Annotated in this window: 14 protein-coding genes; 2 read left to right on the plus strand and 12 right to left on the minus strand. The window is 35.7% G+C overall.

Annotated elements, in window-relative coordinates; genetic code table 11:
* Positions 1-424: 424 nt before the first annotated feature.
* Positions 425-3,019, plus strand: a complete 2,595-nt coding sequence (locus J7R05_RS04465; RefSeq protein WP_208541357.1) for an Rne/Rng family ribonuclease — start codon at positions 425-427, stop codon at positions 3,017-3,019.
* A gap of 80 nt (positions 3,020-3,099) precedes the next feature.
* Here the strand turns inward: J7R05_RS04465 and J7R05_RS04470 are convergent, their stop codons facing one another.
* Positions 3,100-3,711: an invasion associated locus B family protein gene (locus J7R05_RS04470; protein ID WP_208541358.1), complete on the minus strand. Its 612-nt coding sequence runs from the start codon at positions 3,709-3,711 to the stop codon at positions 3,100-3,102.
* 307 nt (positions 3,712-4,018) lie between these two features.
* Here J7R05_RS04470 and J7R05_RS04475 point away from each other — a divergent pair, with 307 nt between their 5' ends.
* Complete coding sequence (locus J7R05_RS04475) at positions 4,019-5,836, plus strand: extracellular solute-binding protein (RefSeq protein WP_208541359.1); 1,818 nt, start codon at positions 4,019-4,021, stop codon at positions 5,834-5,836.
* Positions 5,837-6,359: 523 nt separating this feature from the next.
* Here J7R05_RS04475 and mfd read toward each other — a convergent pair.
* The 11 genes from mfd to nuoK all read right to left on the minus strand — a co-directional run bounded on the left by mfd (position 6,360) and on the right by nuoK (position 21,515).
* Positions 6,360-9,860: a transcription-repair coupling factor gene (mfd, locus tag J7R05_RS04480; RefSeq protein ID WP_208541360.1), complete on the minus strand. Its 3,501-nt coding sequence runs from the start codon at positions 9,858-9,860 to the stop codon at positions 6,360-6,362.
* A 5-nt stretch (positions 9,861-9,865) separates the two neighbouring features.
* The gene (locus tag J7R05_RS04485; protein ID WP_208541361.1) at positions 9,866-10,156 is read right to left on the minus strand and encodes an FAD assembly factor SdhE; all 291 of its coding nucleotides are present in this window, start codon (positions 10,154-10,156) and stop codon (positions 9,866-9,868) included.
* A 75-nt stretch (positions 10,157-10,231) separates the two neighbouring features.
* Complete coding sequence (locus tag J7R05_RS04490; RefSeq protein ID WP_208541362.1) at positions 10,232-10,912, minus strand: ABC transporter ATP-binding protein; 681 nt, start codon at positions 10,910-10,912, stop codon at positions 10,232-10,234.
* Positions 10,912-12,180 carry a lipoprotein-releasing ABC transporter permease subunit gene (locus tag J7R05_RS04495; RefSeq protein WP_208541363.1) on the minus strand — a complete coding sequence of 423 codons (1,269 nt, stop codon included), beginning with the start codon at positions 12,178-12,180 and terminating at the stop codon, positions 10,912-10,914. Before J7R05_RS04495 ends, J7R05_RS04490 begins: the two co-directional genes overlap by 1 nt.
* A gap of 12 nt (positions 12,181-12,192) precedes the next feature.
* Positions 12,193-13,518 (minus strand): proline--tRNA ligase, encoded by a 1,326-nt coding sequence (proS, locus tag J7R05_RS04500; protein ID WP_208541364.1) that lies wholly within the window; start codon positions 13,516-13,518, stop codon positions 12,193-12,195.
* A gap of 244 nt (positions 13,519-13,762) precedes the next feature.
* On the minus strand, positions 13,763-15,439 hold the full coding sequence (locus tag J7R05_RS04505; protein ID WP_208541365.1) for a ribonuclease J: 1,677 nt from the start codon (positions 15,437-15,439) through the stop codon (positions 13,763-13,765).
* Positions 15,440-15,491: 52 nt separating this feature from the next.
* Positions 15,492-16,295 carry a biotin--[acetyl-CoA-carboxylase] ligase gene (locus tag J7R05_RS04510; protein WP_208541446.1) on the minus strand — a complete coding sequence of 268 codons (804 nt, stop codon included), beginning with the start codon at positions 16,293-16,295 and terminating at the stop codon, positions 15,492-15,494.
* Positions 16,295-17,749: an NADH-quinone oxidoreductase subunit NuoN gene (gene nuoN / locus J7R05_RS04515; RefSeq protein ID WP_208541366.1), complete on the minus strand. Its 1,455-nt coding sequence runs from the start codon at positions 17,747-17,749 to the stop codon at positions 16,295-16,297. The genes J7R05_RS04510 and nuoN overlap by 1 nt, the downstream gene beginning before the upstream one ends.
* 17 nt (positions 17,750-17,766) lie before the next feature.
* Positions 17,767-19,236 (minus strand): NADH-quinone oxidoreductase subunit M, encoded by a 1,470-nt coding sequence (locus tag J7R05_RS04520; protein ID WP_208541367.1) that lies wholly within the window; start codon positions 19,234-19,236, stop codon positions 17,767-17,769.
* The gene (nuoL, locus tag J7R05_RS04525; RefSeq protein WP_208541368.1) at positions 19,236-21,200 is read right to left on the minus strand and encodes an NADH-quinone oxidoreductase subunit L; all 1,965 of its coding nucleotides are present in this window, start codon (positions 21,198-21,200) and stop codon (positions 19,236-19,238) included. The genes J7R05_RS04520 and nuoL overlap by 1 nt, the downstream gene beginning before the upstream one ends.
* A gap of 6 nt (positions 21,201-21,206) precedes the next feature.
* On the minus strand, positions 21,207-21,515 hold the full coding sequence (gene nuoK, locus J7R05_RS04530) for an NADH-quinone oxidoreductase subunit NuoK (protein ID WP_010703771.1): 309 nt from the start codon (positions 21,513-21,515) through the stop codon (positions 21,207-21,209).
* Between the last annotated feature and the right edge of the window lie 2 nt (positions 21,516-21,517).

Consider the following 21,517-nt stretch of genomic DNA (forward strand, 5'->3'; position numbering starts at 1 on the left):
ATGATATCAACATAAAAGAATATTTACGCTCTTTAAGCGATATAACCATCTATTATTGATTAAATTATCAATAATTTTGTTAAGTTATCTTTGAAGGTTTATCGTATATTATGCGTTTAGGCTTTTTATAGGTGATAAGTCTTCATACCTTAAAAAGCAGGATTATGTTATTTTAAATTCGCTGGTTCGGATATCCGAACTATTTTCAAAATTGTTTTGCCGGAGACTTGTAAAAACGTGAGTCATACAAAACAGATGGAACTGATGATTGTAAATATCGTAAACGCTGTAATGTGTTTGCGAGCGAAAATCCATTATGTTATGTCGGCACCCCCCTTTTATGGCAGACAGCCTTTTTTATTTGCAAGTAGTGATAATGCTTGTTTAGACAAAGTTGTGCGTGTCGCCTTTAGGATTTTAACTTATGTCAAACAAAATGCTTATCGATGCCTCCCATCCGGAGGAAACGCGTGTTGTTGTTGTTCATGGCAACAAAATTGAAGAACTTGACTTTGAGTCAGAACATAAAAAACAGCTTAAGGGAAATATTTATCTCGCACGTATCACGCGTGTTGAGCCATCACTTCAAGCAGCTTTTGTAGAATATGGTGGCAATCGCCATGGTTTTTTAACATTTTCAGAAATTCACCCTGATTATTATCAAATTCCTATTGCTGATCGTCTTGCTCTTCTTGAAGAAGAAGAGAAAGCTGCTATTGATGAAAATCAAGCAGATGATCTTGTTGAGGAAATAAAACAGAATAAAAAAGGTTCAAGAAAAACAAAAAAAAGTAAGAACCATAGCACTCTTTCTATAGATAGTGAAAACAATATCATATCCGAGTCAATAGCAAGTGATGATGGAGAAGAAGCACTTGATGGAAATATTTGTGATGATGATATTGAAATGGTTGGTGCGGAAGATGCTCTTGAAGAGCTCCCTACTTATCAACGCAAACCGGTGCGCCAATATAAAATTCAAGAAGTTATTAAACGACGTCAAATTTTATTAGTACAAGTGATCAAAGAAGAGCGTGGCAATAAAGGTGCGGCACTCACAACTTATTTATCATTGGCAGGACGCTATTCAGTTTTAATGCCGAACACGGCACGGGGTGGTGGTATTTCTCGGAAAATTACCAATATACAAGATCGCAAACGACTCAAAGAAATTGTAAAAGAATTAGCAGTTCCAAAAGGTATGGGGGTTATTCTACGAACTGCTGGAGCTAATAGAACAAAAGTCGAAATTAAACGTGATTATGAATATCTCATGCGGTTATGGGAAACTGTTCGTACTTTAACACTTAAATCAACAGCACCATATTTAGTTTATGAAGAAGGTAATCTCATAAAACGTTCTATTCGCGATCTTTATAATAAAGACATTAATGAAATTCTCGTATCTGGTGATAAAGGATATCGTGAAGCTAAAGATTTTATGCGCATGTTGATGCCAAGTCACGCAAAAGTTGTTCAGCCTTATCGTGATCATATACCGATTTTTACGCGTAACAATATTGAAGCGCAGCTAGATAAAATGTTACAGCCACAAGTTGCTTTAAAATCTGGTGGTTATCTTGTTATCAATCAGACGGAAGCACTTGTCGCTATTGATGTAAACTCTGGCCGTTCTACCAAAGAACATTCTGTTGAAAAAACAGCGCTACAAACCAATCTTGAAGCTGCTGAAGAAATAGCTCGTCAATTGCGTTTACGTGATCTAGCAGGCCTAATAGTGATTGATTTTATTGATATGCTTGAAAATCGTAACATTAAGCTTGTTGAAAAAAGGCTGAAAGATTGTTTAAAAAATGATCGTGCCCGTATTCAAGTTGGTCGTATCTCACATTTTGGCCTTATGGAAATGAGCCGTCAACGCATTCGTGTATCAGTTTTAGAAAGTACAATGCAGCCTTGTCCTCATTGTGCTGGGACTGGAAATGTACGCTCAGAATCATCAATTGCCTTGCATGTTATGCGCTCAATTGAAAAATATCTTCTCAGTAATTCGCAATATAATATCATTGTGCGGACATCTGCGGTAATAGCACTTTATGTGCTCAACCATAAACGCAGTATTCTTGTTGATTTAGAAACGCGCTTTAAACTTAATATTAGTATTGAAGCAGATGATAGTGTTGGAGCACAGCATTTAGTTATTTCCAAAGGGACAATGGCGGAAAAAGATCATTTAGCTCCATTAGCTATTGAAGATGATGATAAAGAGGAAGACGAAGATGCAATCTTGATGGAAAGCGAATTGACTCATGACGAGTTTCCTGTTGAAAATAATCAACGGCGTCGGCGTAAAAATCGCCAAAGTGAATTACATGACAACTTTTCTACATCCTCTCATAAAGATGATATTCAAAATAGTGAGGATATCCGCCGCCGTGGACGTCGTCGTGGGCATCGTAGGAGTCGGCGTAATCAAAATAACGGTTTTTATCAGTCTCGTGTTCCTTATGCTGAACCAGTCGGAGAATTTGCTAAACAGGCTTTAGAAGAAATTAAAGCAGCGCATCGCCGATATTCTATTTCAGCTGCTGAACCTGTAGGATTTAATGAACAAAATAGTGATGCAAAACATCATTTCAATGTGCAACAAAATGCTGTTTTTAAAGCTAAGAAAAATCGTAATGCACGTCCCCGAAAGGCATCTCAAGGCAAAAAAATGCCCGAAAATGATAAAAGTGTAACAACATCAACACCTGTTGAAGAAAAAAATACTACCAACTCTATTCATGAATCTAAAACGAAAAAAGAGAATAAACCAACTCGTGAAATAACTGAAGAAATCTCGACAGATACAAAAAAATCAACACGTCAAACGCGAAAAAAGGCTATTACGAAAAGAACAGATCAAATAACTGAAGTATTAGAAAAGGAATCTATAACAAAGAGAGCTGTTGAACAAGTTTCTACTGAACCTGTTGTTACATCTTCAGTGCCTGAGGGGGAGAATAAAACTGGACGCATTGGATGGTGGAAGCGCAAAGTTTTCTCTAAGAGCTAAAAATTAAAAAACGCTATAGAATATTCTATAGCGTTTTTAGATATAAACAAAATATAAAAAACCTTTTATATTACTTGTTATTATTTTTTCTGAGCCTTTTCTTGCTCAGCCCGCATACGATCTTCGATTTCTTTTTGCTTTTCTTGGATAGTTTGCTGTAACTTCATTTGTTTTTGTTGAAAAGTTTTTTCGTCTATACCAGGACCTGTGTATGCAGCTTTAAATCCACTAAGAGAAAATTCGATAGGATTAGCACCACCTCGAATATTAGTTGTAGTTATAACCATTTTCGAACCAGTTTTCATGGCAGAAACTAACTTGTCACTTAAAACATCATTGGCAATACAACTTATCCCATTGCAAACAACGTAAGGAATTTTCATAGAGAAGTCATTTCCAATTTGGATATGAACACCTTCTGGTAGAAGACGATTCGTAGGTACTTGAATACCTATACGTTTTTCTTCCTTTTTTCCTTTTACTTCAACTAAATTAACAGCAGTCAAAGATTGACCAGTCTCTGATATAACATTGTTCATTGTGTTACAAACATTAATGTCATTCTGCTTACTGCAAACTTTGTACCAACCTTGAGATAAATTCTCTGCACCTGCTGGAGTATAAGCCATAAGAAAAAAAGTAGCGGCTCCAGCTAATACTGAAATAGCAGTATAGGTATTTTTATGCGACATAATTAAATGAATCCTTTCAATGTGCTTGTATGATAATCCCAATAGAAGGATATTAAGTTGATTTTTAATCAACTGTATTAAAATTAATCAAAAAAATAACACTTCTTTGTGTTTTTCATTATATACAAAGAGAAAAATAAAATCTAGAGAGAGAAAACAATTAAATAATTAATTGAATTTTTGTACAACTTATATGGTTTATTTTCTTTTCAATTGCTTTATTTTTGATAAAATTTATTCATAAAATGTTTCGCATAATGAATAAAACTAAATTTGTATAAACGAATTACTATTGCACTATTATTAAATGTTATTCTACAGTTTGTATCGTTTAAAATTTTTTCTTGCTTTTATAATTTTTCTTCTGTGCCATGATGTGATTGCAAATGGTATTGCAATGCGTGGAACACCAAAATTACCAGATAAATTTGAATATTTTCCTTATGCTTCTCCTAATGCAAACAGTAAAGGCAAAATCACCTATGGTGTTGTTGGAACATTTGATGGTTTAAATCCCTTTGTTATTCGTAGTTTTCGAACAACTGCACGAGGGCTTTTTGCTGATGAGCAATTTTCTGGCCTTGTTTACGAAACAATGATGGTACGTTCTCGTGATGAATCTTTTACACTTTATCCTCTTCTGGCAGAAAAAATTGAATTAAATGACGAACGCACAGAGATTACTTTTTTTATCAATCCACAAGCACATTTTTCAGATGGGAAGCTCATAACAGTTGAAGATGTCTTATTTACGGTTAGTCTTCTTAAAGATAAGGGAAGACCTCCGTTTGATCGGTACATGAAGCGTATAGAATCTATAGAGGTAGTTAATAATCATTGTATAAAGATGCGCTTTCCACAATCACAGGATCGTGAGTTTCCGCTTATTTTAGCAAGTGTAATGCCAATATTACCCAAACATGCTATTAATGTTGATGATTTTGAAAAAAACGGTTTAATTAAAATTCCAGGAAGTGGTCCTTATGTTATTGAACATGCTGATCCTGGTGAACGCATTATCTATAAACGTGATCCCAATTATTGGGGAAAAGATCTTCCTGTTAATAAAGGGTTGCATAACTTTGAGATTATTCAAATCGAATATTTTCGAAATGAGACAGCGCACTTTGAAGCTTTTAAAAAAGGTATTGTTGATATCTTTATTGAAGGATCTTCTAATCCAAATCGTTGGCAGCTTGCTTATAATTTTCCTGCTGTTCGCGAGGGACGCGTTATTAAAGAATCTTTTTCAAAAGGAACACCTGCTGATACTATTGGTTTTGTTTTTAATACCCGTCGCACTATTTTTAAAGATAAAAAGGTACGACAAGCATTATCAATGCTTTTCGATTTTGAATGGGCCAATCGCCATCTTTTTAGTAATATCTATACCAGAACAGAAGGTTATTGGGCAGGATCTATACTTTCATCTGTAGGAAAGCCAGCAAGCGAAGAAGAAAAAAAGCTTTTAGCTCCTTATTTTAATGCAGTTCTTTCCGAAGTGATGGATGGAAGTTGGCGTCTTCTTAAAACAGATGGTTCTGGTATGGATCGACTTATCATGCAAACGGCTTGGAAACTTTTGCAAGAATCAGGTTTTACCAAAAAAAATAACAAGGTTATTGCTCCGAATGGTTTGCCTTTTCAATTTGAGATCATGACTCAAACACTTGATGAAGAAAAAATTGCCCTTGCATTTCAAAGTACACTATCACGTTTTGGTATTAATATTGAGATAAGAACCGTCGATGATACCCAATATCAAAATCGTTTAAGTATATTTGATTATGATATGATTATTGCAAAATTAAAAAATTCTCTATCACCAGGCAATGAACAAATAAACCGCTGGGGTTCTGCTTCTAGAAATTTGAAAGGAAGTTTTAATTTTGTGGGAACAGCTGATCCTGCTATAGATGCGATGATAACCGCAATGCTTAATGCACGCTCAGATACTGATTTCATTGCAGCAGTGCGTGCTTTAGATAGAGTTCTTATTTCTGGTAACTATTATATACCGTTATACCATTTGCCTGAACAACGAGTGGCACGTTGGTCATATATTAAACATCCTATTTATACATCCTTATATGGGTATTATCTTCCAACTTGGTGGCGTGAATAAAAGAAAAACAAATGAAAACAATTTTATAATCGTTTTTTAAATTTCGTTTAAATTACAAGGCTTATAAAAAAGATTTTATTGTTCAGAGTATTTTGGGCTGTCTGCTGTTTTAATTACAATTTCAATATAATAATATACCTTATCGGGTACATAGTAAGACAAGTTATAGAAAATAAAAATCTTTGTATAAATCCTAATGCATATAATCTCTTTAAAAGGAGAATATCAGATTTAGTTGCTAGTTTATAAAATAGTGCCTCACACAATTGGTATTTGCTTGTAGTGTCTAGGAACGGCCATATAAAGAGAAGTATACGCAATAAATATAATCATAACGATTTTATAAACTTAAAGATAATATTATTATGCAAACACACTATAAGATATTGGAAAGGACTTTGTGCCTTTATCGTGAATCAAAAATGTTTGTATGAAAGAGTAAAAAGCGAATTTTTATAGAATTTGCGCCACAAATTAATCATGGTCATGTTTTTTTTAAAAAAGCTAGCAAATGCCAAAATTACTAAGCAGGACGTTGTTCTGTCATTGTTGCAAGTTGTGTCATAATCGTTTCTGCACCTGAGAGTCTTTCATCAGCTGTTGGCCAATCACGAATAAAAATAATACTTTGATCTGGTCGGATTTTTGCCAGAGAGCCTTGTTCTCCAATCCATTTAATAAGGCCAGCACTGTTTTCAAAATAATTATTACGAAACTGTACAACAATACCCTTTGGGCCAGCATCCAGTTTTTCTACATGCGCTTTTTTACATAATGCTTTAATATAAACAATCTTAAGAAGATGTTGAACTTCAGTTGGAAGAGAACCAAAACGATCCACCAATTCAGCGCCTAATTGATTGATTTGTTGCAAATCATCAAGTTCTACTAAACGGCGGTAAAGACTCATACGTAGTGATAAATCAGGTACAAAATTTTCTGGTATTATTGCTGTTATACCAAGTGAAATTTGGGGTGACCATTGACTATCTTCATTGTGTTTGCCATCCTTTAATTCAGCAACTGCTTCTTCAAGCATTTTTTGATAGAGCTCGAATCCAACTTCTTTAACGTGCCCTGATTGCTCTTCTCCTAAAAAATTACCTGAACCACGAATGTCCATATCATAACTAGCTAATTGGAAACCTGCACCCAATGTGTCGAGAGATTGCAAGACTTTAAAGCGGCGATCAGCAGTAGGTGTTAAAACTTTGCCAGAAGGGAAAGTAAAAAGTGCATAAGCGCGTTGTTTTGAACGCCCTACTCTGCCACGCAACTGGTAAAGCGAAGAAAGACCGAACATGTCAGCACGGTGCACAATTAATGTATTTGCTGTTGGAATATCGAGACCTGATTCAATGATGGTTGTTGAAAGCAGCACGTCATATTGCCTATCATAAAATGCATTCATAATATCATCAAATTGTGTAACTGGCATTTGACCATGAGCCACGGCAAATTTAAGTTCAGGTACGTGTGTTTTGAGATATTCTTCTACATAGGGAAGATCAGAAATACGAGGGCAAACATAAAAACTCTGTCCGCCCCGATAATATTCACGAAGCAATACCTCGCGTATAACAACTGCATCAAAAGGTGAAATAAAAGTCCGAACCGGTGTTCTACCAATGGGTGGAGTTGCTATTAATGAAAGTTCACGTAATCCTGATAAAGCAAGTCCTAAAGTTCGTGGTATGGGAGTGGCTGAAAGTGTGAGAACATGAATATCACTTTTAATTTCTTTTAAGCGTTCTTTGTGCTTAACACCAAAATGTTGCTCTTCATCAATGATAAGAAGCCCCAACCGTGAAAAATTAATTGATTCACTAAGTAAGGCATGCGTCCCAATGGCAATATCAATTGTACCATTTGAAATATCTTTTTTGACTTGCGCTAATTCTTTAGCTTTTACAAGCCTTGAAACATGACCAATTTTAACAGGTACCCCTTGAAAACGTGAGATAAAGGTCTTGTAATGTTGCCGTGAAAGCAAAGTTGTAGGCACAACAACAGCAACTTGATACCCATTTAATGCAGCAACAAAAGCACTTCGAATGGCAACTTCTGTTTTTCCAAAACCAACATCACCACATATTAGGCGATCCATAGGTTTTCCTGCTGCTAAATCACCTAAAACTGCATCAATTGCATCTATCTGATCTTCTGTTTCTTCATAAGGAAAGCATGCAACAAATTCGTCAAACAATCCAATTGGTGGACTTAACGCAGGTGCAGAGCGTGTGGCGCGTTCTGCAGCTATACGGATCAATTGGCCAGCAATTTTCAATAAATGTTTTTTTAGTCGCGCTTTACGTGTTTGCCAAGCAACACCACCTAACTTGTCTAACGTTACATCTGTATCTTCTGATCCATAACGTGATAAAAGTTCGATATTTTCAACAGGTAAAAATAATCGATCACCTTCAGCATAATTGATTTCAAGACAATCGCGTAAAATTCCAGCTGTCATGATGGTTTTGAGACCAATAAACTGTCCAATACCATGATCAACATGCACAACAATATCACCAGAATTTAGTGTAGCAATTTCAGAGATAAAATGCGTATTATGCTTGCGCCGTTTTGATGATCTTATTAATCGATCACCAAGGATATCCTGTTCGGCTATAATAACAAAATCGTCAAATTCAAAACCATGCTCGATTGCTACAATAGCTGCCGATACCTGATCATGTGATGTTGCTTTTACAGCTTGTAATGACTTTGCAATTTCTATTTTTTTTAATCCGTATTCATCAAGAATCTGCAACAAGCGATTCATAGATCCTTCACTCCAGCAGGCTAAGAGTACCTTCTTGCCAGCTGATTGTAGTGAAAGAATATAATCAACCACATTTGCGAAAACATTTTTTTCCTGCGCATTACGTTCTTTTACAAAATCATATCCCGGTGCAACATTTGTATGAATAACTGTCTGTCCAGAGGTTTGTGGAACATTGAAGGGTATAAAATCAATACGTTGCCCCGATTGTTGTGCACGTGTTAAAACTTGTTCTGGTGTCAGATAAAGTAGGTTAGGCTCTATTGGATGATAGGAAGCATTACTTTCTTCATTGTTTTCTTGCTCTTTACGAACATTATAAAAATCTTCAATAAGACGATAGCGTTCAGTTAGCACTTCTTCTATAAGGTGCTCAAAAACAATAGGTACGTCACCACAATAATCAAAGAAATTATCGAGATTCTCATAAAAAAGCGGCAACCAATGTTCCATACCAGCAAAACGCCGCCCTTGAGAAATGGCTTCATACAGCATATCATTTCTTTGTGATACACTAAGTGTACGAATATAATTATTTTTAAATAGATTGATCCGCTCAGGCGTGAGGATAACCTCACTCATTGGTTGTAAGAAAAATTCAGTTTTGTTGCCTGTTGTACGTTGCGTAATTGGATCAAATACGCGAATAGTCTCTAGAGTATCACCAAAAAAATCAAGACGCAAAGGTTCACTATCACTAGGAGAAAAAATATCAATAATTCCTCCTCTGATAGCAAATTCACCAACATCGTGCACAATCGCAACGCGTTCAAAACCACTACGCTCTAAATAATGGATTAGATTATCCATATTAACACACTGACCAATCTTCGTATGGATAATTTGATCATCAATTATGGCGCGAGGCGGTAATTTCTGAATAATTGCATTTGCTGTTGTCAATATAATCGCGGAACGTGGATTTTTATGTAAATGTGATATATGTGCCAAACTTGAAAGACGTCGCGCAGTAATGGCTATTCCAGGCGACACACGATCATAAGGCAAACAATCCCATGCAGGAAACTGAAGAACAGGTAAATTGGGTTCAATAAAATTTAAAACTTGTTGTACATGGGAAATCTTTGTTCCATCACGAACAATGTAAACAAGTGGCTTATCTTGAGCAATTTCTGAGCTTAATTGAGCAAGTGCGAAAGATTCAAACCCATCAATAATGCCATCAAGAATCATTAAATCTTGCACATCTTTAGGAAGAATAATTTTTTGAAATATGGACATTTTGATCAATTAAAATTTGTGCAAACACGATAATTTGCAATGTCACGAAAAAGCGGGCTATCTACTTCAGATGGTGTAGGAATTTCCCCGGTAATCCACATAAGTAAATCGCGATCTTCAAAAGACATAATATATTCAAGTTCAGAGATTGTTTCATCGCTCATTTCAATGATATGCGAATCAACATATTGCCCTAAAATTAAATCCATTTCACGAATGCCTCTATGCCACGCCCGAAAAATCAATCGCCGACGTCGTGCATTTAATTGATTTTTATCAATTGCAAAATTTGTCATAAAAACTCTTCAATAGGTGAATATAGACATACAGCTATAGTATTAATTTTCTATAATAAACGGTGTACTGTATTTTTAAGGAAGTTCAATAATTTTTCTCTCTTTTAGTGTAATTCGACGATGCATCAACTTAGCCAAACTGTAATTATGTGTTGCAATAAGAGCAGCAAGCCCAGATTGACGAACAAGGGCTGATAAAGCCTGAAATACATAAACTGAAGTTACAGGATCAAGATTTCCTGTAGGCTCATCAGCTAACAGTACACAAGGAGCATTTGCTATAGCACGGGCAATAGCGACACGCTGTTGTTCGCCGCCTGATAATTCTGATGGACGATGTCTGGCACGATGAGAAACCCGAAGGTATGTTAATAATTTAAGTGCGCGATTTTCTGCAGTCGATTTTTTTAATCCTGCTATCATTTGGGGTATCATTACATTTTCTAAAGCTGTGAACTCTGGTAACAAATGATGAAATTGATAAACAAAACCGATATTTTTTCGTCTCATAGCTGTTCGTTCACTATCAGAGCATTTTGCACAAGAAACACCATGCAACAAAATATCACCAGCTGTTGGTTTTTCCAGTAACCCAGCAATATGAAGAAGTGTTGATTTTCCAGCACCAGATGGTGCAACAAGTGCTACAAGCTCTCCGCGATTAAGAATAAAATTGGCTTTGTCTAAAATAGTTAAAGGTTTGTCGTTATCAAAAAAACGCCGCTCAATCTCGACAAGTTCTAAAACAACAGACATTACTCATACCTCAAAGCTTGTACAGGATCTAACTTAGAAGCTTGCCACGCTGGAATAAGTGTTGCAAAAAACGATAAAAGCAAAGCCATCACAGCTACTATAGCAGTTTGTCCCCATTCAATGCGTGCTGGCAATTTTGTTAAAAAATAAAGTTGAGGATTAAAAACATCAACATTGAAAAGCCAAGATACAAAATCCTGAATATAATTGATATTTGTAGCAGCTATGACACCTAAAATTAACCCCAATATTGTTCCAATACACCCAATCATCATGCCGGTAGAGATGAATATACGCATAATTGCACTCTGGTGTGCTCCCATAGTTCGCAAAATTGCAATATCGTGGTTTTTATCTTTCACAAGCATAATTAATCCAGAAATAATATTTAAAGCAGCAACAAGGATAATAAGAGAAAGAATAAAAAACATGACGTTACGCTCAATCTGTAAAGCTGAAAAGAAAGCCTGATTGCGCATACGCCAATCAATTAAGTAAACTTGTTGATCCATCTCTTTTTCTATTACCCGCTTTATTTGGTCAATAGTATCGGGATCATTAAGAAATAATTCTATTGATTGAATTTTCTGCCCTAGATTGAAAAATGCTTGCGCCTCAAAAAGAGGCATAAAAACAAATATTGAGTCATATTCAGACATACCCACTTCAAAAATAGCAATTATTTTATAAGCTTTAATACGTGGCATAACGCCAAAGGGTGTTACGTCACCATCTGGTGTAATAATACGCAGATCACTTCCAATTGTTAACCCTAACTTTTCTGCCAGACCACTTCCAATTGCAATGCCTTCTTCTTCTTCAAAATGAGCAAGTGTACCTGATTTAATATTTTGAGATACTATTTTAAGCTTCTCCAAATCTTCTTGACGCATGCCACGAATCAAAGCACCAGTTCCCCCACCAATATTACCTTGAACAAGTGCTTGCCCCTCAACAACAGGCAAAGCAGAATTTACACCGTCTATGGATTCTAAATAAGAAATAAAGGTATTATAATCAGAAAAACTAGAATCAGTCGTTTGAACGATAAGATGTCCATTCATGCCGAGAATGCGATTAAGAAGTTCTGTGCGAAAACCATTCATTACTGCCATAACAACAACTAAAGCAAAAACCCCTAGCATAATCCCAATTAAAGAAATGATTGAAACAACAGATGTAAATATATGTTTTTTATTAGGAATCATGTAACGAAATGAAATCATCCATTCATAAGATGAAAACCATTTTCTTCTCAAACCATTCATAACATTGCTCATCTAAGTTGTAGAAAGTCGGTTAAGTACTGATTCAATTGTTAGAGATTCTTTAGCACCTGTTTTTCTGTCTTTAATTTCAACCTCATTTTGCGCAGCACTTTTGGGCCCAACGATTATTTGTGTTGGTAAGCCGATCAAATCCATTATTGCAAATTTCACACCAGGGCGCTCATTTCTGTCATCTAATAATGGGTCAAAGCCAGCACGTATAAGTCCTTGATAAAGAGTTTCACACATATGGTTACATTTTTTATCGTCTGGTTTCATGTTGATGATACCAAAATCAAATGGTGCTATTGGCTTTGGCCAAATGATACCATTTTCATCATGAGAAGCTTCAATTGCTGCTGCGACAAGACGTGAAGGACCAATCCCATAGGATCCCATAAAAACCGGGTGTTCTTTTCCGTCTTTTCCCATCACTTTTGCTTCCATTGGTGCAGAATATTTAGTACCAAAGTAAAAAATATGCCCTACTTCAATGCCACGTGCTGAAAGCTGATTGGTTTCAGAAATTTTATTCCACTCTTCCTCATTATGCATTTCCTCCGCTGCAGCATAAAAAGTTGTCCACTGTTTAACGATATCAGCTAAAACAGTTTTATTAGTAAAATCAATTGAAAAAAGTGGAGCATCAATATCAAGAAATTGTTTATCGCAGAATATAGCACTTTCACCTGTTTCAGCCAGAATAGTAAATTCATGACTACGTTCGCCACCAATCGGACCTGTATCAGCGCGCGTCGGGATTACTTTCAACCCCATGCGAGAAAAAGTACGTAAATAAGCAACAAACATACGATTATAGGATATTTTTGCACTTTCATAATCAAGATCGAAAGAATATGCGTCTTTCATTAAAAATTCTCGTGAACGCATCACACCAAAACGCGGACGGATCTCATCACGAAATTTCCATTGAATTTGATAAAGATTGAGAGGAAGATCCTTATAAGAACGAACATATGAACGAAAAATATCTGTTACTATTTCTTCATTAGTTGGGCCATAAAGCAAATCACGTTCTTGGCGATCTTTAATACGTAACATTTCAAAACCGTAATCGTCATAGCGACCACTTTCATGCCAAAGATCAACAGATTGAATCGTAGGCATTAATATTTCTAAAGCACCAGCTTGTTTTTGTTCTTCACGAATAATCGTACAAATTTTATCAAGTACTTTTTTACCTAATGGCAACCAAGAATAAATCCCTGCTGTTTGTTGACGAATCATGCCTGCACGCAACATAAGTCGATGTGAAACAATTTCTGCTTCTTTAGGATTTTCTTTTAAAATAGGGATGAAATATTTAGAAAGACGCATTGAAATCATTAACTCCTAATTAAGCTCATCAAATTGGAGCAAGTTCAAATAATGTTATGCATTAATCATAGCTGTATTCTGAAAGCTTACAAATATAACAAACCAGTATGTTATAAAAGTTTTATTTGATATATTTTTTAGTTTACTTATCCTCAGTAAAGTGCAGATACATATTAGTAATAAAGCTAACCTAGTAATTCTTTTTTCTTAATTTAACTAAAAGAAATAATTATAAGAACACTTTTTATTTTGAGCGATGTAAGAAAATTGTACAGACAGGTTTTTTTCCCCAAATTTCATTAACAGTCGCTCTGACAGCCCGACGTGTTGTTTCTTGAATAAGTTCATTATCTTTTCTTTTAATCTGTGGAATATTATTAATATTATTTTCTACAACAGTTAGAAGAATATCCTTTAATGATTTCCCTTTTCCATCGTTTTTAGGCAATCCAAATGCCGTAAAACCAATATCATCAAGTAAATCATGCTTACTGTTCATGTGGAGAGAAATTGCAACATAACCAACATAACTTAATTTGCGACGTTCATTAATCCCTACTTCATCTTCACTACCAATCAAGTAACCATCTTTATAGATTTGACCAACAGGTACTTTCTCAACGATCTCTATTGGTTTGGGAGCAAGACGCAGCATATCGCCATTTCTAATTTCAGCAATAGTTTTGATATTAGCCTCACGCGCTAAAGCTGCTTGAGCCACAAGGTGTGCAGCCTCACCATGCACAGGAACAAGTATTTGCGGTTTTACCCAATCATACATTTGTAGAAGTTCTAAACGGCGGGGATGGCCTGAAACATGAACAAGAGCATCATTGTTTGTAATTACTTTAATTCCCTGATTAATGAAACGATTTTGTATCTCAAAAATAGCTTTTTCATTTCCCGGAATACTACGTGATGAATAAATAATTGTATCACCAGGAGAAAGCGCAATATTTCTCATTTCATTTCGTGAAAGCTTTGCTAAAGCAGAACACGGCTCACCTTGGCTTCCTGTTACTACCAAAACCACGTTTTTTCGTGGAGTGTGACTATAATCATCTTCCGTTATAAACGGTGCTAAATTATTCAAATAACCAAGTTCTTGTGCTACAGTAACACTACGTTTTATAGAACGCCCCACCAAAAGAACTTGGCGCCCAGCAGATTCTGCTGCAAGAGCAATTGAACGTATTCTACCAATATTCGATGAAAAAGTTGCAATAACAACGCGGCCTTCAGCTTTTAAAATGATTTCAGAAAGACTATCCCGAACTTGTTGTTCTGATGGCGATATACCATCTTGAAGGGCATTAGTGGAATCACATACTAATGCTAAAATACCTTTGTTTCCTAAAATCCGTAATCTTTTTTCATCTGTCACGGGTCCAAGTGAAGGTGTATGATCAATTTTCCAATCTCCAGTATGGATCACATTTCCTAAAGATGTTGTAATTGCCAAAGAAACAGCTTCTGGAATTGAATGATTGACAGCAATAGCTTCAATTGTAAATGGACCAATTTGAAAGCAATCACCAGCTTGAAAAATATTTAATGGAATTTTATGAAATTTAAAATTTGATCTCTTTTTACTTTCCAATAACCCCGCTGTAAAAGGACAGCAATAAAGCGGAACCTGAAGTTTTGGCCATAAATCAAGGACAGCACCATAGTGGTCTTCATGAGCATGTGTCAAAACAAGACCACGCACATTATGTTTTTCATTTTCCAGAAAATGAATATCTGGTAAAATAAGATTTGCTCCTGGTAATTCAGGACCGGCAAAACTAACCCCCATATCGACAAGCAGCCATTCCCGGCAATCCTTTGGACCAAATCCATAAGCAGCCAAATTCATTCCTATTTCCCCTACCCCTCCCAAAGGCAGAAAAACCAATTCATTTTCATTGGTAGAAACCATAAATATCTCCTAAACTATTAAGATAATCTCATGGTGAAATAAAATTTATACGTTAATAATGATTTGTATTAACAGAAGCAGCTAAACCAAAATAAACATCTCCAGCGGTTATAATTGCTTTCTGACCGTCTTTTTGTTTGACAATGCAGTTGAAATCATGATCAAGACCATCAAAAATACCTTCAGTAAGTTTTTCACCATTGATTATTTTGATAGGTTGTCCAAGATGAGCTGAATATAAAAGCCATTTCTTATGGATTATACTGCTCCCCTCCGACTGCTTCCAAAGAAGATAATTTTCAGCAAAACATTTTGTTAAAACCATAAATAATTCTTCTTTATCAATATCTAATCCAATATTCTTTATACTTGACGTTAAATATGGTGCATCTTTAAAATGATGTTTTACATTCACACCGATACCAATAACCAATGCATATTTTTGTGGGGTTAATGTAAACAGCTCAAGTAAGATTCCAGAGCTTTTAATCCCTTTAAGTAGAATATCATTTGGCCATTTTAAACTAACAATGCTATCTTCTTTATCTTTTATAAAGTGCCTTATAGCTTCTACTATACTTACTCCAGCAACAAAACTAAGTTGAGAAGCAGTTTGGCAAACAATATCATCAATTAATAAAAGGCTAGAGTACAAATTCCCTTTCGGGCTATACCATGTCCTACCTCTTCTAGCTCTTCCTTGCGTTTGTTTTTCCGCAACAATCCAAAGATAACCACGATGACCAGCATTTGCTTTTTGTTGTGCAATAAGATTTGTTGAATCTACACTTTCATACGATTCAAGAACATACCCTTGTTTTAAAGCAAAATCTGATAACGCATAAACCATGCTTATTAAAATAATGATATTGCTGCTTTTTCTGCAAATTCAGCAAACCAAATTCCAAAAAATACATAAAATAAAATAAATAATGTAGAAAGCCCAAGACAAAGCTTAAGTTCGCTTGATAAAACAATAAAACTATCTTTTGCAGCGTCAAACCACATAATTTTAATAATCCGTAAATAGTAAAAAGCACCAATAACAGAAGCAACCATGCCGATGACAGCAAGTGGAGTAAGACCTGCATGAACAGCTGCAGAAAATGTATACCATTTACCAAAAAAACCAGCCATAGGAGGTATACTTGCTAAAGAAAAAAGCTGTATCGTCATCGTAATAGCCATAAATGGATTAGTTTTTACCAATCCTGTAAGGTCATAAATATTTTCAACATTTTCGTCACTAGATCGCATTCCAAGAATAAATGCAAATGAACCAAGAGTCATGCCAAGATAAATGGTCATGTAAAGAATAACACCTTTTACCCCAAGCATACTTCCAGCAGCTAAACCAACAAGTGCATATCCCATATGACTGATGGATGAGTAAGCCATTAAACGCTTAATGTTACTTTGGCCAATTGCAGCAAATGCACCCAGTATCATTGACGCAATTGCCATGAAAATTAATATCTGCTGCCATGCAGGCATAGAACCATCAGAACCACCCAATGGAATAAAGGTAACAACAATGATACGGATAATTAATGCCATTGCTGCAATTTTAGGAGCAGAAGCAAAAAATGCTGTAATAGGTGTTGGTGCTCCTTCATAAACATCAGGTGTCCACATATGAAATGGAACTGCAGAAATTTTGAAAGCTAAACCAGCTAAAATAAAAACAATGCCTAAAATAATACCTAGCTGTAAAGCTTCATTATTTAAAGCAAAAGCAATTTCGCGAAAACCAATTTGAGCAGTAAAACCATAAAGCAATGAAATACCATAAAGTAAAAATCCTGAAGACAATGCACCTAAAACAAAATATTTTATACCCGCTTCAGAAGATTTTATATTGTCGCGATTGATTGCAGCAAGAACATATAGAGCTAAAGATTGTAATTCTAATCCCATGTAAAGAGACAGCGTATTCCCAGCTGAAATCATTAACATCATACCCAAAGTCGCAAAAAGGACTAATACGGGAAACTCAAATATATCAAATTTCTGAGCACAAGCAAAACCAACAGACATAATAAGAGCAAAGAGCGCACCGACAAGAGTCAAAACTTTCATATAACGGCTAAAGGAATCAACAATGAGCGTGTTTGTATAGAAAACGCCATTTTGCGGAAAAACGACCATAATAATAATAGTTGCAACAAGTAGAGCAATTGCTAAACCAGTGATAGTTAAATATGAACGTGCACCGGAATAAACACCGATTAAAAGGAGCACCATGCCCCCCAGTGCCATCAAGATTTCTGGAAAAATTAATATTAATTGAGCTATTATATCAGTTTGCATGAGTATTTATTTCTTATTTAGTGCAGCTGGTTAATAATGGTTTCTACTGTAAACGCCGTGGTTTTAAGAATCGGCATTGGATAGACACCAAAAAATATTGTAAGAACAACCATTGGATAAAGGATAATCTTCTCTCTTAGAGAGAGATCATGGAGCACTTTCAGACCCTCCTTATCTAAGGGGCCAAAAATCATACGTCGATAAAGATAAAGTGCATAAGCGGCAGATAATACAACACCAGTTGTAGCAAAAACTGCAACTAATTTATTAATTTGAAAGACACCTATTAAAGTTAAAAATTCACCCAAAAACCCTGAGCTTCCAGGTAAACCGACATTCGCCATAGTAAAGATTAAGAATACAACCGCATATTTTGGCATGTTATTTACTAAACCACCAAAAGCCGAAATTTCACGCGTGTGCAAGCGATCATATATAACTCCAACACAAAGAAACAAAGCGGCAGAAACAATCCCATGTGATAACATCTGATAAATAGCACCTTGAATACCTTGCTCGTTAATAGCAAAAATACCCATTGTTACGTAACCCATATGAGCTATTGACGAATAGGCAATAAGCTTTTTTATATCATTTTGAACAAGCGCAACTAACGATGTATAAATAATTGCAATAAGCGATAATACAAAAACTAAAGGAGCAAAATCAGCTGAAGCGATGGGAAACATTGGTAAAGAAAAACGAAGAAAACCATAACCACCCAACTTGAGTAGCACTCCAGCCAAAATAACAGAGCCTGCTGTTGGTGCTTCTACGTGTGCATCAGGTAACCATGTGTGGACTGGCCACATTGGCATTTTAACTGCAAAAGAAGCAAAAAACGCAAGCCATAACCACATTTGCATATGTGTAGAAAATTGATAGGTCAATAAAGTTGGTATATCAAGTGTTCCCGCTTCCCAATACATAGCCATAATAGCAACTAACATGAGTACTGAACCAAGCAAAGTATATAGGAAAAACTTCATACTTGCATAAACACGGCGCGCCCCACCCCAAACACCAATAATAATAAACATTGGAATGAGACTACCTTCAAAAAAAACATAAAACAGCATTGCGTCAAGGGCACAGAAAACTCCAATGATTGCAACTTCAAGGAGAAGAAAAGCAATCATATAAGCTTTTAATCTGTCTTTAATATTCTCCCAACTTGCCAAAATGCAGAATGGCAATAAAAAAGCTGAGAGGACGACAAAAAGAATAGAAATGCCGTCAACACCCATATGATAGCTAATGCCACCACCTAACCAATCGAATTTCTCGACCATTTGGAAGTCAGAATTTGTGTTATCAAACTTCACCCAAATAATTAAAGAAATAATAAAAACAAATATAGATGTAAAAAACGCTACATTGCGTATATTATGTTTTTCAGCTTCAGTATTATCTTTGATTAATAAAATCAAAAATACACCAACAAGCGGTAAAAATGTAACTGTAGAAAGAATAGGCCAGTCGGTCATCAATTTAAACTCCCGATCATTATCCACGTGATCAGCGCTGTGACACCAATAAGCATCGCAAACGCATAGTGATAAAGATAACCTGTCTGCAGTCGAATGATTTTGTTTGTAATATCAACAATACGTGCAGCAATACCATTCGGTCCTAAGCCATCAATAATTTTACCATCACCTATCTTCCAAAAAAAGCAACCAAGTCTTAAAGCAGGACGGACAAACAAAAGGTCATAAAGCTCATCAAAATACCACTTATTGTAAAGAAAACGGTAGAATGCAGGCATAAATTCGGAAAGCTTTTTAGGAAGTGACGGAACAAAAATATAGAACAGGCAAGCCAAAACAAATCCAAGAACCATTGCTGTAAATGGTGACCATTTTACCCAATTTAGCACATTGTGTGCTTCATGAAGAATATGGTTGTGGTTGCGTGTAAACAATGCACCTTTCCAAAAAGTATCATACAAATCACCAAAAAAATAAGGCTGAAAAACAATACCTGCAAATAATGCCCCAACAGACAAAACAAGCAGAGGAATCAACATAACCGGAGGCGATTCATGAACATGATGCATAACATCAACAGTTGCACGTGGCTTACCATGAAATGTCATAAATATAAGCCGCCACGAATAAAAACTCGTTAGTAAAGCAGATAAAACAAGAAGCCAAAAAGCATATTCTGAGACAACACTATGTGATGCAAAAGCGGATTCTATAATTGCATCCTTTGAGAAAAAACCAGCTGTACCAAAAAGTGTACCAGGTATTCCAACACCTGTTAATGAGATAGTTCCTATAATCATCATCCAATAAGTTGCTTTTATATGTTTACGCAACCCCCCCATCTTTCGCATATCTTGCTCATCAGATACTGCGTGAATTACAGAACCTGCACCGAGAAACAGTAAAGCTTTAAAAAAAGCATGTGTAAAGAGATGGAAAACAGCTGCTCCGTAAGCCCCAACACCTAAAGCAACAAACATATAACCAAGCTGTGAACATGTTGAATAAGCAATAACGCGCTTAATATCATTTTGTACAAGCCCTACAGTTGCCGCAAAAAATGCAGTCATTGTTCCAACAATAATAATCACAGTGGAAGCCGTTGAAGAAAGTTCAAAAATTGGTGACATACGCGCAACCATAAAAACGCCAGCGGTCACCATTGTTGCTGCGTGAATGAGAGCAGATACAGGCGTTGGCCCTTCCATTGCATCAGGAAGCCATGTGTGTAGCAGAAATTGTGCTGACTTACCCATGGCACCGATAAATAAAAGAAGACACGTTACAGTAATTGCTGTTTGTCCATCAAGTTGCCAACCTAAAAATGTTATATTTTCTACAAAACTATTGTCTGCAGTCTTTGCAAAAATATATGCAAAATTAACTGACTGAAACAAAACAAAAATGCTAAAAATACCTAGAAGAAAACCAAAATCACCAACACGGTTAATTACAAAAGCTTTCATTGCCGCTTTATTAGCAGAAGCTCGCTGAAACCAAAAGCCAATGAGTAAATAAGATGCAAGCCCAACACCTTCCCAGCCAAAAAACATTTGGATTAAGTTATCAGCTGTCACCAGCATAAGCATCATAAATGTGAATAAAGAAAGATAAGCAAAAAACCGAGACCTTGAAGGATCGTGATGCATATAACCAATTGAATAAATATGTACTAATACTGAAATACTGTTAACTACAACAAGCATGACGGCTGTCAATGTATCAATATACAAGGCCCAATCAAAAACTAAGTTACCAACAGTTACCCAGTGCAAAACCGGAACACTAACCGTTGAAGCATGACCAATAGCAATATTAAAAAAAGCTATCCATGATAATGCAGCAACAATTATCATGAAACTAGACGTCACAATTTCACTTGCACGAGCCCCCATAGTTTTTCCGCCGACAGCAGCAATTAAAAAGCCCAAAAGCGGCAGAAAGACAATTGCATAATACATTACTTATCAGCCTTTCATCACATTAACATCTTCAACTGCGATAGAACCGCGGTTACGGAAAAAAACAACAAGAATTGCTAGACCAATTGCTGCTTCAGCGGCTGCGACTGTCAAGATAAATAAAGCAAATATTTGACCAACTAGATCATGAAGAAATGCTGAAAACGCAATAAAATTAAGGTTGACTGAAAGTAATATAAGCTCAATTGACATAAGAATAATAATCACATTCTTCCTATTTAGAAAAATACCAAAAATGCCAATTGTAAACATTATCGCAGAAACAGTGAGATAATGAGAAATGTCAATATGCATAG

The organism is Bartonella capreoli, from assembly GCF_902813205.1.
Classification (GTDB): Bacteria; Pseudomonadota; Alphaproteobacteria; order Rhizobiales; family Rhizobiaceae; genus Bartonella; species Bartonella schoenbuchensis.

What these genes read in the sequence shown, in the direction of transcription:
- J7R05_RS04465 (WP_208541357.1), top strand. Translation starts at nt 425, where the DNA reads ATGTCAAACAAAATGCTTATCGATGCCTCCCATCCGGAGGAAACGCGT.
- J7R05_RS04470 (WP_208541358.1), bottom strand. Translation starts at nt 3,711, where the DNA reads ATGTCGCATAAAAATACCTATACTGCTATTTCAGTATTAGCTGGAGCC.
- J7R05_RS04475 (WP_208541359.1), top strand. Translation starts at nt 4,019, where the DNA reads ATGTTATTCTACAGTTTGTATCGTTTAAAATTTTTTCTTGCTTTTATA.
- mfd (WP_208541360.1), bottom strand. Translation starts at nt 9,860, where the DNA reads ATGTCCATATTTCAAAAAATTATTCTTCCTAAAGATGTGCAAGATTTA.
- J7R05_RS04485 (WP_208541361.1), bottom strand. Translation starts at nt 10,156, where the DNA reads ATGACAAATTTTGCAATTGATAAAAATCAATTAAATGCACGACGTCGG.
- J7R05_RS04490 (WP_208541362.1), bottom strand. Translation starts at nt 10,912, where the DNA reads ATGTCTGTTGTTTTAGAACTTGTCGAGATTGAGCGGCGTTTTTTTGAT.
- J7R05_RS04495 (WP_208541363.1), bottom strand. Translation starts at nt 12,180, where the DNA reads ATGAATGGTTTGAGAAGAAAATGGTTTTCATCTTATGAATGGATGATT.
- proS (WP_208541364.1), bottom strand. Translation starts at nt 13,518, where the DNA reads ATGCGTCTTTCTAAATATTTCATCCCTATTTTAAAAGAAAATCCTAAA.
- J7R05_RS04505 (WP_208541365.1), bottom strand. Translation starts at nt 15,439, where the DNA reads ATGGTTTCTACCAATGAAAATGAATTGGTTTTTCTGCCTTTGGGAGGG.
- nuoN (WP_208541366.1), bottom strand. Translation starts at nt 17,749, where the DNA reads ATGCAAACTGATATAATAGCTCAATTAATATTAATTTTTCCAGAAATC.
- J7R05_RS04520 (WP_208541367.1), bottom strand. Translation starts at nt 19,236, where the DNA reads ATGACCGACTGGCCTATTCTTTCTACAGTTACATTTTTACCGCTTGTT.
- nuoL (WP_208541368.1), bottom strand. Translation starts at nt 21,200, where the DNA reads ATGTATTATGCAATTGTCTTTCTGCCGCTTTTGGGCTTTTTAATTGCT.
- nuoK (WP_010703771.1), bottom strand. Translation starts at nt 21,515, where the DNA reads ATGCATATTGACATTTCTCATTATCTCACTGTTTCTGCGATAATGTTT.